10 protein-coding genes and 1 pseudogene are annotated in these 13,461 nt (G+C 47.0%); 6 read left to right on the top strand and 5 right to left on the bottom strand.

The features are described from left to right. The first annotated feature begins 296 nt into the window (after window positions 1-296). The 6 genes and pseudogenes from GF401_16790 (at window position 297) to GF401_16765 (ending at window position 9,571) form a co-directional block, all read left to right on the top strand. Window positions 297-1,376 carry a serine hydrolase gene (locus GF401_16790; GenBank protein MBD3346714.1) on the top strand — a complete coding sequence of 360 codons (1,080 nt, stop codon included), beginning with the start codon at window positions 297-299 and terminating at the stop codon, window positions 1,374-1,376. Between the two features lie 484 nt (window positions 1,377-1,860). Next, a complete protein-coding gene (locus GF401_16785) occupies window positions 1,861-2,328 on the top strand; it encodes a hypothetical protein (GenBank protein MBD3346713.1) in 468 nt (155 codons plus the stop codon). Window positions 2,329-2,601: 273 nt separating this feature from the next. Next, window positions 2,602-4,626, top strand: a complete 2,025-nt coding sequence (locus GF401_16780; protein ID MBD3346712.1) for a PAS domain S-box protein — start codon at window positions 2,602-2,604, stop codon at window positions 4,624-4,626. 637 nt (window positions 4,627-5,263) lie between these two features. After that, complete coding sequence (locus tag GF401_16775) at window positions 5,264-8,152, top strand: PAS domain S-box protein (protein ID MBD3346711.1); 2,889 nt, start codon at window positions 5,264-5,266, stop codon at window positions 8,150-8,152. 13 nt (window positions 8,153-8,165) lie between these two features. Next, window positions 8,166-8,708 (top strand): PAS domain-containing protein, encoded by a 543-nt coding sequence (locus GF401_16770; GenBank protein ID MBD3346710.1) that lies wholly within the window; start codon window positions 8,166-8,168, stop codon window positions 8,706-8,708. Then, window positions 8,437-9,571 (top strand): annotated as a pseudogene (locus GF401_16765) (AAA domain-containing protein). The gene GF401_16770 and the pseudogene GF401_16765 overlap by 272 nt, the downstream one beginning before the upstream one ends. 341 nt (window positions 9,572-9,912) lie before the next feature. Here the strand turns inward: GF401_16765 and GF401_16760 are convergent. The 5 genes from GF401_16760 to GF401_16740 form a co-directional block, all read right to left on the bottom strand. Beyond that, window positions 9,913-10,548, bottom strand: coding sequence for a hypothetical protein (locus GF401_16760; GenBank protein MBD3346709.1), 636 nt, complete (start codon window positions 10,546-10,548; stop codon window positions 9,913-9,915). A 104-nt stretch (window positions 10,549-10,652) separates the two neighbouring features. Beyond that, a complete protein-coding gene (locus tag GF401_16755) occupies window positions 10,653-11,288 on the bottom strand; it encodes a hypothetical protein (protein ID MBD3346708.1) in 636 nt (211 codons plus the stop codon). A 190-nt stretch (window positions 11,289-11,478) separates the two neighbouring features. Further along, window positions 11,479-12,330 carry a carbohydrate-binding protein gene (locus GF401_16750; GenBank protein MBD3346707.1) on the bottom strand — a complete coding sequence of 284 codons (852 nt, stop codon included), beginning with the start codon at window positions 12,328-12,330 and terminating at the stop codon, window positions 11,479-11,481. Window positions 12,331-12,333: 3 nt separating this feature from the next. After that, entirely contained in the window at window positions 12,334-12,936 is a 603-nt protein-coding gene (locus tag GF401_16745) for a hypothetical protein (GenBank protein MBD3346706.1), read from the bottom strand. Then, a complete protein-coding gene (locus GF401_16740) occupies window positions 12,917-13,408 on the bottom strand; it encodes a hypothetical protein (protein ID MBD3346705.1) in 492 nt (163 codons plus the stop codon). The genes GF401_16745 and GF401_16740 overlap by 20 nt, the downstream gene beginning before the upstream one ends. Window positions 13,409-13,461 lie beyond the last annotated feature (53 nt).

Below are 13,461 nucleotides of genomic sequence, written 5' to 3'. Positions count from 1 at the left end.
ATTGTAGATATTTGGTACGAAACTTCAATAATTGAAGGTTTTTTGCAAAAACAAGAAAAGTATTGAATTTTATAAATTGAAGGGCTTTTCTGTAGTATCTGAATCAAAAGATGAAGAGACAGGAGAAAAAGAATTTGTTATGCAGTGGCACAAATAAAACAGCACATACGAGCGAATATGCGGTTCCGCTACGCTCCACCAAAATTGGCCATTGGCCAACTTCGTATATCCGATAGAACGTTGTCGGAAACCTGATATTTGTGTAAGATAACAAGAAATGATAGGAGGAAATGTAAATGGATAGAAACGAAATAGTAAGCATAATTGAAAAATCTTTCCGGAAGCAAGTAAAAAAGGATACAACAGTTAAAAATGCATTTTTACTTGTGCACTCAGACAAGCTGAATATTGATATATATATTGCAGAAGGTAAAACCGGGCACATGGATGCGAATCCGCACCAGCCAAACCATTTGGCTAGCGTGGGTAAATTGTTTACCGCAACCATCATAGGTATGCTCCACGACAAAAACAAGTTGTCATTTGATGACAAAATCAAGGAGTATATCGATGATGAGTTAATGAATAATCTCCATGTTTTCGAGGGTAAAGATTATTCAAACGACATAACTATTTGTCAATTGCTCAATCAAACGTCCGGTTTGCCTGATGTTTTCTTTCCGCTCTATGAGAAGATGGTTAATGATCCAGGCATGAGGATCACCACGAGAAAGGCAATTATTTGGGGCAAACAAAACTTAAAACCGAAATCAAAACCTGGCGAAAAGCATTTGTACACTGATACAAACTACTACCTTTTAGGCTTGATAATTGAAAACATTAATGGAAAACCATTTCAGGAAGTTCTTCATCAGCTTATTTTTGAGCCTCTGGGGATGAAACATGCATACACGAATGATTTTACTGAACCCGAGAAACCATCAAAATATCCAACCGCAGAAGCGTTGATAAACAATGTGGATTTTACGAAAATTGAAGGCATTGCTCCGTTAGATCATGCGGGTTCCAGTGTAATTGCACCACTGGACGAGTATTTGATATTTATGAAGGCACTTGTTGATAAAAAAATACTGAAGGAAGAAACCCTAAAAAGGATGATAGCTGATGCCAGGCCAATGGGGTTTCCTGCCCTTGGAATATATTATGGCTATTCTATATGGAAGTTTGTGACTGTTCCAATTGTTATGCCATCAAAGTTCAACTGCTGGGGTTGCGTGGGAGTTACAGGTGCGTTTATGTTCTATCATCCAAAAACAGAATCGTACATAATTGGCACATTTAATAACTCATCATACAAAACAAAAGCACTTCGCTTTATGATATCAAAAGTGATTAACAATTTGTTGAAAATGTAAAAAGAAAGAACTTTTGGGGTCATTGAACGAAGGTCCCTCATTTCAACTGCCAATAAAAAAACGCTCAATGCTTACCACGCAGCCCACGCATGCCGGCATTACCAGCATGAATATAATAAGCATTTTCGACGTGGGTTTATAAAGGGAATGGAGATCCCCTTTCCAAATCATGCATCCCTCCCCTTTCCAAATGCTCTGATATTTTGCTCCATATTCGAATTGAAAAATATAACAGCCTTGTCAAAAACAATACGCGAATACGCCGATATCTGCCGATAAGAAAGATAAAAACAGCAAAATATCAGCGATAATAAGCCCAATTAGCGTTATCGGAGTAAAGAATGGGATAGCCGGCTAATCGTGCCAAAGCACAGGCATTCGGGCAATTGTCATAAAGAAATATTCCTGTCTTTATCATTCCATGAACCGGCCCGAATTCTTTGTGCATGGTTTTTCGACCTGCTAAAGTATATTTTCAACTCCTATGATACAAAAAGATTACATCCTCAGAATGATCGAACAACTCGGCAAAGTCCTTGCCCGTGTGCTGCTGAAAAAGAATGCACAAAAGCACGAAGAAGCCACTCTGGATATCGAAAAAGCCTCCGGCGCAATTCTCGGTATCGATTTCAGCCTTTTAGATACGCTCTCTTCACCCGCGATTGCCGAACTCCTGGGGATTTCTATCGCCCCTTCAACAGGAAGCATGAAATGCCTTATCGCAGGACGCCTGCTGAAAGAAAAAGCCGATATTCTCAAATTATCCGGGAAAGATTCTGCCTCTACCATTCAATACTATCAAAAATCGCTCTATTTGTATCTGAAAGGTATGCCCACGATGGGCTACACCGAGCTTGACACAACAGAGTGGCGTAATGACATACGGATACTTGCAGATATTCTGGGCGATTCGATTTCCGGGGATTTAATGATCATGATGCGCCGATTATAACAGTCGACACGATATTTAATGAGCTTGCAGCCGGTTGGATTAGGAGCATTTGGAAGGGCATTCCTTCCCCTTGAACCCTGGTAGGCCAAAATTCTTGCGGAAATACAAATGCAGAAAGTGTAGAATTCGTAGTAGCCGATGCCCAAAGAAACGCAAGGAGTGAATCCCTATTATAAGAAATAGTCGTGATGCAGCAAAAGAGCGCAAAGGCTCAGAGATACCGCTTTATTTCCTGAGGAAAACGACAACCCCGAGCTCAGGATAGACCGTGAAATGCGCCTGCTCTATGCAAATCCAGCGGCGCTGAAACTCGTGGTGGAGGCCGGCAATAGAATCGGCGACAAGATACCGGCCCAATGGCATTCTCTGGTAGAATCTTTGTCGACTGAAGAGAAACAGAACAGCGTTGATGTGACGCTTGGTGAAAGGGTCTATTCCTTTGTCGCTATGCCCATCCCCGATCGCGGCTATGTCAACATATACGCCACCGACATCACCGAGCGTAAACAGGCGGAAGTCGAGCTGCGGGAAAATGAAAATCAACTGAGAATCCGGAATGAAGAACTGGTTGCCGCAAAAGAAAAAGCGGAAAGAAATGAAAAAGAACTCAAGAGGACACAAGAGATAACTCATGTAGGTAGTTGGTATCTGGATACCGCAACCAATCAGGTCGTTTGGAGTGAAGAACTCTACCGGATGTACGGATTTGATCCCTCACTTCCTGTGCCGCCTTACACCGAACACATGAAGCTGTTCACTGCTGAAAGTTGGGACATTCTATCATCTTCACTGGCAAACACCAGAGAAACGGGAGTACCCTACGAACTTGAACTGGAAATGGTAAGGAAAGACGGCAGCAATGGTTGGATGTGGGTGCGTGGAGAAGCAGTTCTTGATAGCGAGAAGAAAATAATCGGTCTTTGGGGAGCTGCCCAGGACATAACAGAGCGCAGAAAGCTGCAGGATGCCCTCCTAGAGAGTGAAGCCCTGCTGGATAGAACCGGACAAATGGCTCGAGTTGGTGGCTGGGAGCTCGATCCCGCCACAAACGAAGTCACGTGGACCAAAGAAACGTACCGTATACACGAAGTCCCTTTTGATGACAAACCGCCACTGGAAAACGCTCTTGAATTCTGGCATCCCGATGACAGGCCGATTCTGGCGAATGCTATTAAAAAGGCCCTTGCCGAAGGAAAACCCTATGACCTCGAGCTAAGGTTCATTACGGCGAAAGGACGTCATCTCGTTGCCCGAACAATCGGCAAACCCATTTTGGAGAACAATGAGGTTGTCAGACTACAGGGTTCGTTTCAGGACATAACCGAACGCAAAGAAGCGGAACAGACTCTTGCTGAAGAAAAAGAACGCTTGGCTGTCACCCTTCGCAGCATCGGTGATGGAGTCATAACGACCGATGTAGAGGGCAACGTTACTATGCTCAACAAGGCGGCAGAGCAAATGACGGGGTGGAATTCGGAGGCTGCTACCGGACGACCATTGATGGATGTTTTCAATATTGTCGATGAAGACACACGGCAAAAGCGAGAAAACCCGGTTGAGAAAGTTCTTAGAACAGGGCAAACAGTTGATTTGGCTAACCATACATGCCTTATTGGCAAAAACGGCCGCGAGGTTGTCATAGGCGACAGTGGCGCCCCGATTCTCGACAGAGAGAGCAACATCATTGGCGTTATACTTGTATTCCGGGACATAACTGATAAACAGAAACTCGACGAATCAATGCAACGGGCGCAAAGATTAGAATCTCTTGGCGCCCTTGCCGGCGGCATTGCCCATGATTTCAATAACCTCCTCGGGGGCATATTCGGCAATATCGACCTCGCTCTTGAGGGAATCGGTGATGGAGAACATGTCCGGCGATATCTGGGCAGAGGCATCGGGGCTCTGGAAAGAGCAAAAGACCTTACGCAGCAGTTGCTTACCTTCTCAAAGGGAGGGGCACCCCGCAAAAAACCGGTAGATATCTCCCGAGTACTGGAGCAGTCACAACACCTCTCCCTGAGCGGTTCAAGTATCGATTGCTCGATCAACATTGCTCCCGAGACATCTACAATCGAAGCGGACGAAAACCAGCTCTGCCAGGTATTCAACAATGTGATGATAAACGCCCGCCAGGCGCTGTTGACTTTTTCCGCCGTGGCCGAAACCTTTCCGGCAACCAGTGCACGGCCCTTTATTTATCGTAATATATATACGGCACTTTGCGGATACAACAAATTTAATTCTTTTCCGTTTACTAATCAAATATTATCAATTGCGTTTGGAATAGAACACTAACGACCTGTCATTGCAGGAACGAGCAAGTCCCGGACCGTGTCGGGGCAGGCTTTCAGCAGTCGAAGAAATTCGTAAAGCATTCAATAGCAAAAAATCATAAAGACAGCGCTCCCCAAAAGACGGAATTACGGTGGTCGGACCACGGTATAAGAAACAATTGCTGTAGGTAAGCTGATCTTAGATTTAGTTCACAACCATACCGGCTCTACAAGCCTGTAAACACCGGCAAAACACCCTTGTTTGCAAATAATAGTTTTTAAAACTGTAACCATCATTTCAACTGCCAATTAAAAAACGCTCAATGCTTACAACTCAACCCACGCATGCCGGCATTACCGGCATGAATATAATAAGCATTTTCCAAGTGGGTTTTAAAGGGAATGGAATTCCCTTTGCAAATGCATCCCTCCCCTTTCCAAATCATGCATCCCTCCCCTTTTCAAATACTCTATATGTTGTTATATATGTTATTCTATATACCCAAATATCCAACGACGAATAATTTATAGGGATCTGAAAAATATCTTAATTAAGATAATAATATTGAGAAAAAGGTTTATATGCCGGGTATGCACTTTATATATTGCTTGAATGGGTATTTTTTATTATTAAGTCTTTATGGGTAAGAATTATTATTATGCGATACGGAGATTTAACCGAGTTGAATAAGGACGGCATGCTTCTCACCGCAGTGGGACCTTCCCTGCTGCAACAGGTGACCGCCCCCTACCTCGATCTGCTGCAGACATCGAGTGCCATCTACGAAAGAAACGGCGATTACGCCATGGGAATTTTCTCGTCGAAATGGTGTACCTTTCTGGACAACGCCTCCCGGAATCTTGCCGGGACCCTCGACAACGCGGAGGCCTTACAAAGCGGAAAATGGCACTGTCATGAATCCTGCTGGAAGGTATCGAAAGAGGCCATGGAACGGGGTAAACCACAGGACCGAGCATGCGCGGGCGGTATTCATATCTATGCCTGTCCGATCATGAGTGGTGATGAAGTGGTTGGGGCGATCAATTTCGGTTACGGCGCCCCTCCGCGGGACAGTGAAACTATCCAGCGGATCGCGGCAGTCTACAAGGTGGACCCCAACGAGCTTGCGGAATATGCCCAAGCCTATACTCCCCGCCCCACCGAAGTCATCGATTCGGCACGAAAGCAGCTCCAGACCTCGGCCATGCTCCTCGGCGAGATTGTCCGGCGCCATGCTGTCGAACAACAACTCACCCAAAGCACCCTGAAATACAAAGGCATCTTCGAAACCGCCCCCAATCTCATCACATCGGTGGATGAGCAGGGAATTATTGTCGAATGTAACTCCTGTGTGGAAAAGGTGTTGGGATACCACCGCGAAGAGATTATCGGGGCCTCCATGGAAAAAATTATCCATCCCGACTTTCACCAAAAAGCCCGCGCATCCCTTGCCGAGATACGTTCGAAAGGATCCAGCTACGACAAGGAATACCGGATGGTCAAAAAGGACGGGGCTCTTATCGATGTCACGATAAATTCGAGAGGACTCAAAGCTCCTGACGGCCGGTTCACCCGGACTATCTGTGTCATCGAGGATATCACCGAACGGAAACGGGCGGAAGCCGACAAAGAGGAGCAAAGGAACTTTCTGAAAACCATTATCGACATGAGTCCCTTTGCCATGTGGGTTGCCGACAGACAGGGGACGGTGATCAAGACCAATCGTACTCTCCGGGAAACCATAAACCTCAGCGATGACGCGATTATCGGCAAGTACAATGTTCTTGGTGATGAAAACCTGAAGGCCGGCGGGGTTATGCCGCTGGTAAAGGATGTCTTTCACAAGCATATTCCGGCACGCTTTACGATTCCCTGGAAGGTGGAACAGGCCGGTGACGTCGATTTTTCCGGCGGACGGAACATGTATATCGACGTATCCATGTATCCCATACTCGACATGGAGGGGGGCCTCAGGAATGTCGTGTGTCAATGGATCGATATCAGCGAGCAGAAGCAGGCCCAGCTTGATCTGATCGCCGAACGGGAGCGGCTTGCGGTCACCCTCCGAAGTATCGGTGACGGGGTTATCACAACCGATACCCATGGCAGGGTTGTGCTCATGAACCGTGAAGCCGAAACGCTCACCGGATGGTCGCTGGAGGAAGCCCAAGGCCGCTTGCTGGGAGAGGTGTTTATTATTGTTAATGAAATTAGCCGGGAAACCTGCGAAAACCCGGTGGACAAGGTCCTGTCTTCGGGAGAAGTAATCGAACTGGCGAACCACACCCTGCTCATTGCCCGTGACGGCGCCGAAAGGGTGATTGCCGACAGCGGCGCCCCGATCAAAGACAATGAGGGCTCCATTATCGGCGTCGTGCTGGTCTTCAGGGATACCACAGAAAAGCAGCGGATGCAGGACGCCATGCAGCGGGCAGCCAGGCTCGAATCGCTGGGCATCCTCGCCGGAGGCATTGCCCATGATTTCAACAATCTACTGGGCGGTATCTATGGGTTTATGGATATGGCCGGTGATGAATCCTCCGAACCGGAGGTACGAGAGTATATCCAGCGATCGATGGCAACTATCGACCGTGCGCGGTCCCTGACTTCCCAGCTTTTGACTTTTTCCCGTGGCGGAACGCCGGTGAAGAAAGTCGCTCATCTTTTCCCTTTTGTGAAAGAAACCGCAAAATTCGCCCTCAGCGGTTCCACTGTTTCACCGGTTTTCGACATTCAATCCGACCTCTGGTCGTGTGATTTCGACCAGAACCAACTGGGACAGGTGATCGACAACCTGGTGATCAATGCCCAGCAGGCCATGCCCCTGGGCGGAGAGATCAGGATCAGTGCGGCAAACGTGACTGTGAAAGCAGCAAAACACCAGACTCTTCCTGCAGGCGGATACGTGAAATTATCGATCGAGGACCAGGGTATCGGTATCCCCCACGACCTGCAGGATAAGATTTTCGATCCCTTTTTCTCCACCAAGACCAAGGGGCACGGCCTGGGCCTGGCCACCTGTTTTTCGATTATCGACCGTCACGGCGGCAGTATCGATGTGGATTCGGCGCCGGGGGAAGGAAGCGTGTTTCATGTATATCTTCCTGCAGCCGGTCATCGGGATACAACCGGTCTCGTGAAACCGGTACTGCGGCATCGGGGGAAGGGAACGATCATTGTCATGGACGATGAAGCGGTGATGCGGGATATCACCCGTCATATCCTCGAATCCTTCGGCTACAGCGTAGTCTGTACCACAACGGGCAGAGAGGCGATCGATGCACTTCAAAAAGAAATCCGGGGCCACCGATCGGTGCGTGCCATGATCCTTGACCTCACCATCCCCGGCGCCATGGGCGGTAAAGAAGCGGTCGGCGAAATCCGCACTATCGATCCCACTCTTCCGGTCTTTGTCGCAAGCGGCTATTCCGAAGATCCGATCATGGCAAACCCTTCGAAGTACGATTTTACGGCAAGTATCCCCAAACCGTTCAGAAAAGCCGAACTCGCCGAAGTGTTTGAAAAATATCTGAAAATGATGGAGTAAGGACCAGCAATCTGTGGAAACGACTCGACAACTGAAAACCCTTCTGAGTAATCTCCCGGGCATGGCGTACCGGTATCTCAACGATAATCACTGGACCATGGAGTTTGTCAGTGAGGGGTGTACAAAGCTTACCGGGTATACTCCCGATGAATTAATCGGCAACCGTACAATTTCCTACAACAGCCTTATTCTTCCCGACGACCGCGACCGGGTCAAGGAGGAGGTGGAGGCGAGTCTCGGCGAGATGCGGCATTTTGAAGTGAAATACCGTATCACCACCCGCGATGATCATATCCGCTGGCTCTGGGAACGGGGCATCGCGGTCCCCTGCCCCCCAACGGGGACCAGGGAACGTTATCGAGGGCTTTATTACCGATATCACGGCGATGAAAAATGCCGAAAAAAAACTCATCGAAAAGGAAAAAAACCTTCGCAAACTCAAGGAACAGCTGGAAGAAGAAACGATCTATCTTCAGGAAGAGATCAAGGCACGAAGCAATTTTGGGGAGATCATCTCCCGCAGCGACTCGTTTTGGATGGTACTAAAGGCCGTTGAGAAGGTCGCACCCACCAACAGCACCGTACTGATTACCGGCGAAACCGGAACCGGCAAGGAGCTTATCGCCCGGGCACTTCACAACAACAGTAACCGGAGTAACCGTCCATTGGTGACGATCAACTGTGCGGCGTTGCCCGCCGAATTGATCGAGAGTGAGCTTTTCGGCCACGAAGAAGGAGCCTTTACGGGTGCCCACCGGCGAAAACCCGGCCGCTTCGAGCTGGCCCACTCCGGAACCATTTTTCTGGATGAGATCGGCGAATTCCCTCCCACCCTCCAGACCAAACTGCTCCGAGTACTTCAGGAAGGTGAATTCCAGCGGCTGGGAAATTCGATGCCCATGCGGGTCGATGTTCGCCGCCACAAACCGCGACCTGATCAAGGCCGTGAAGGAAGGACGGTTCAGAGAAGACCTCTATTACCGGCTCAATGTCTTCCCCCTCCATCTACCGCCCCTGCGGGAACGGAAGGAAGACATCCCCCTGCTGATACACCATTTTGTTAAAAAATATGCCCTCAAAACCGGTATTAGCGTCACCCAGACATCGGCAAAAGTCATCGACCGGCTCACCGCCTACCACCCCGGCAATATCCGGGAACTGGAAAATGTCATCGAACGGGCCGTTATTCTCGGCGATGGCGAGACACTCAAAGTGGGCGGATGGATTCCCGAACCCCGGACGGAACAGACTAAGACTATTACGACACTCAGGGAAAATGAACGACAACATATCCTATGGGCCCTGAAAATCAGCAACGGGCGGGTAAGCGGCCCGAACGGCGCCACCGCCCTCCTGGATATCAAACGGACCACCCTCGAAGCCCGGATGAAAAAACTGGGGATCAAGCGCCTCGCATAAATGCCCATATATAGGCGTCATGCCAATATTTCGTCAATCCCTCTCGTTTCAGGGCTCCTGCAAAAGTACCTTGATTTCGCCTAACACCAATAATTACAGTCTGTTATTCAGTGTGCCTCTAAATTGGCATATCTATTGCATCTATTCGGTACAGTAGGAGGAACCGCAATGCAGTATGTCGGTAGTTTTGAAAGGATACTCAGGTACAATCGTTTGGTGATTGCAGCATTTTATACGGAATGGAATGCCTCGTCGTATATAACGCGTCTGATGGTTGAGGATATCCATCGAAAATACGAAGATCTCATCGCACTGGCCTTAATTGACACAGAAAAACTTGGTCAATTAAGTACATATTCAGCGAACAGTCGATTGTCCAATTCCTTAAATCGTGCGAATGCTTTGGCAGCCATAATAAAGCCGATAGCTTCATATTTATTGATAATAACAAGGAAATAAATTATGATCCTCTCCAGAATGCCAATCAAGCGTCCGTTATTGTATTCGCCTTCACCGTTCTCATCAACTATCTGATCTTTTTGCCTGCCTGGATGTGCAATAGAGAATAAATCGAACACAAGTCGGAAAAGAATATTCACTTCATTAACAACTAATAAAAGCCCCATAATTCCAGGCAACAGTTTTTCAGCTCCTGTTTTGTTTACAAGACCGGGAATAATCGTATAGTCGGCAATGGCAGCGCATGCATTCCCGATAAGTAACGATCCTGTATGGCTTTTTGCCCATGTTCCCAGAAAGGCTAAATACAAAATTAATGCTCCAAACCTGACACCATTCAATCGCAAATGGCTTATGCCCTCGCATGCAACATTATCGCTCGATTTGTTAATTGGAGCCAATTTTTTTTCTGCAAAATACTGACATGCAATAATAGCTATAATGATGCCGAATCCAGCGAGACAATGATATATGCTTTTAATTGTTGCCAAAACCGAAACGCACTGTATCAGAGCCATAATCAAAGATTCTTTTTTGCTTATTGTTCTCGCTTGCGTTTGTTTTCTAAGGTAATACAAGCGCGTAATTAAAATGCAGATTAACACTATATAAAATTGATTGCTCATTTATTCACCAGGCGTTCGTTCAAGGCTTGTTCGAAATTTTCCATAAATGCTACTGTATTTGCGATATTATTTCCTCGTATATGCTTGTATACTCCTTGAATCGTTAAATCCAACTGGTCAGCAATTTTTTTAACTGGAGTTTTGCTATACAATGCGATGAGGATTTCAAGGCTGTTTTTGTGCATGCTTTCTATACTTCCGGCAAACATAGTAAGCGATGATATAAGCAATTTATTATATGATAAAGATTCATCCAACCCCTGAATGACTATTATAGGTGACCGTTTCCTTCCTTTTTGCCTTTCAATTCCCTCTCTGGCGCAATGAAATGCCGGGCCATCCATGCCAAGCGCTTGCTTTCGATTTATTGCGGTAGTAATTTTTCCGACCCCCATTGCTATTCTGACTTTTTCAGGATAAATTCCGGAAATAATTCTTATACAATCCGACAAAACCCCATCGGCTTTTTTATAAAGCGCCTGGAATTCATCTCCAATAGTTAATGTGTATGGGGATACTATATTTCTTCTTCCGCGATTCAACTGCATCATCAAGCTTTTCAATTTTTGTTGAAATTGATTTCGCGCCTGTATTTTGCGAGAAGTCTTAATGTCGCCGATTATTGCTATCATAACGCCACAATTTAAACCATTTTGGTTTAATATTACAAAATTAAACTTTTTTGGTTTAAAGTTATTATAATAAACTTATATGGTTTATTATAATAATTTTGAAGTCAGGAATTCAATAAAAATCAAATAATTACTATTTCCAGTTCTATGAGAACCTGAAAAACGACGAATAAATAACCATTGTATATTCCTACTGCTTTAAATAGCGATACTGAAACTGCTCCATGCCTCTCATGGTTATCTTGAGGATATAAAGTCCGGGCGCAAGCTTTTCGGTTGGCAATAGAATCGTGCTGCGGCTGTCGGTCGATTTGGATACAAGCATTGTTCCATCGGGCCTCAACAGGCGGATGGTGTGCGCTCCCCTGTTATTCAGGTTGACAACGATTGAATGCCGGTCCGCTATTATTGATGGTGATTTTTCGGAAAAATCGTGCGGCTTTACCGGGGTAACCTGCGGGATCGAAATATAGGGTTCCGGTGTGGCATCGTAGAATGTATAGGCGTATCCATCATTGGAAAGCAGAAACCATTTCAGATCGATAATGCCGGTGCCGCCCGGTTCGCCGCACAATGCGCCTTTGATATACAGATCGTGAATACCGGTGATTGTTTCATCCATGGGAAGCCGGTGAATCACCCCGCCGCGCCATCCGCCGGTAGGAAAAGTTTTCAGCCGCTCCTGTTCATTGGTCAGTATCAGTGTTCCGGCATCGACATCATCGACACGGAACTCAAAAAGGCACCCGCACTTATCACCGCAGGAGTAGAATACATACATATACGCATAGCCGCTCCCGAAATCGACATCCCTGTACATCACCCAGTCATCGATATGAAAACTCCCGATCCCGCGACTCGAGCAATACTTGCCGTCATTGGAAGAATCGTAGGTGCAGACCCATTGACTTTGGGATGAATCATACACGGTGCAGAAAACCGTGTCGGCGGGATTGACCGCTGCAAGAAGCTCAGCCGGTACAGCACAATGAATGGCAGCGAATGCCGCAATATATGAAGCGATTCTCCCTCTCGTTTTCATTCGTTACCTCATCTTTTCGAAACATAATTTTGTTACGGCAGCTCTATCGCTGTTCCGGAACTGAACAAGCAGTATTCCGGCCGATTCTGCAGCAGTGATGCAAACCGATGCTCCTTTTGCAATGTTCTTTCCGGTGACAATTGCTTTGCCCGATACCGCAAAAAGAGAGATGGCGCCTGCAGCGCCTGCTGTGATAACAATTCTGCCGGAACCATCACGCGCAATCGCAACAGGGACTTGCCCGTTGAGACAAGCAGGTGTGACAGCGCGGGTAACAACACATTCGGGCTTCACGGCAGGCCGCCCCTCAAAAACATCAGCCCAGTAGGAACGCCACAGCTCCCGGTTATCGACAAAGCAGCGAAATTCCGGATTGATTTCATCGACCGAGGACACCCAGAAATCGCCCGATTCGGCATGTTTGTCGGTGGTGCCGCCGGGAATATCGCCGGTCCCGATATCGCATTTGAGCACATCGGTATCGGCTTTACAGGAGCGATAGCCTTTGGTCACATTGATCGCTTTTTCATCGAACCAGTTAACGAGAATCATATTGGAGCTGCACTCCAGGAACCGGCTGTCGGCGCTAAGGCGCAGAATATCCATGCTGCCCGGCTCTTGTTATATAATATACTATTGGATCGTGAGAAAATCCGACAAAAAAAAACCGACTTGATGCCGTACCTCGACCATAAGGAAGGGAATTCGTATGACCGATTGTCGCCTGTTCTCCCGGTTCGGTAGTAATATAAAGCAAATCGACTCTATCCAGCAAATTACGAGCGGGAGACTGTTTCTGCCGTCCTCGTTTTCCCGGAGCCTTTTTTTCTGTAATTGGATTGGCACGATAACCGTTTGCAATGATAGCACGAAGCCGGGGACCATATTGAACCGGCGCATCAACTCCCTGTGGAAAAGGTGCCGTATGTATTTCGCCACACTCGCAGCGGAGCGTTTCTGCCTGGTGTTCAGTTATCTCGACTTTGCTCGGAGGAATATCAAATACCTGGCGTTTTTCAGTTCTTATCAGTTCTCCATCGGCAATATTGCGTCCGCAACCGCATTTCCGGATAATTATTTTACATAAAGCCGGTCTGTTTTTTAAATCCCCCGGGAAAGGCTTTCATGATT

Source organism: Chitinivibrionales bacterium, assembly GCA_014728215.1.
Classification (GTDB): domain Bacteria; phylum Fibrobacterota; class Chitinivibrionia; order Chitinivibrionales; family WJKA01; genus WJKA01.
This window is presented reverse-complemented; position numbering and strand designations above follow the sequence as displayed.

Coding starts and splice junctions, on each gene's coding strand:
- GF401_16760 (MBD3346709.1), bottom strand. CDS start 10,548: ATGGCTCTGATACAGTGCGTTTCGGTTTTGGCAACAATTAAAAGCATA.
- GF401_16745 (MBD3346706.1), bottom strand. CDS start 12,936: ATGGATATTCTGCGCCTTAGCGCCGACAGCCGGTTCCTGGAGTGCAGC.
- GF401_16785 (MBD3346713.1), top strand. CDS start 1,861: ATGATACAAAAAGATTACATCCTCAGAATGATCGAACAACTCGGCAAA.
- GF401_16780 (MBD3346712.1), top strand. CDS start 2,602: ATGCGCCTGCTCTATGCAAATCCAGCGGCGCTGAAACTCGTGGTGGAG.
- GF401_16790 (MBD3346714.1), top strand. CDS start 297: ATGGATAGAAACGAAATAGTAAGCATAATTGAAAAATCTTTCCGGAAG.
- GF401_16755 (MBD3346708.1), bottom strand. CDS start 11,288: ATGATAGCAATAATCGGCGACATTAAGACTTCTCGCAAAATACAGGCG.
- GF401_16775 (MBD3346711.1), top strand. CDS start 5,264: ATGCGATACGGAGATTTAACCGAGTTGAATAAGGACGGCATGCTTCTC.
- GF401_16750 (MBD3346707.1), bottom strand. CDS start 12,330: ATGAAAACGAGAGGGAGAATCGCTTCATATATTGCGGCATTCGCTGCC.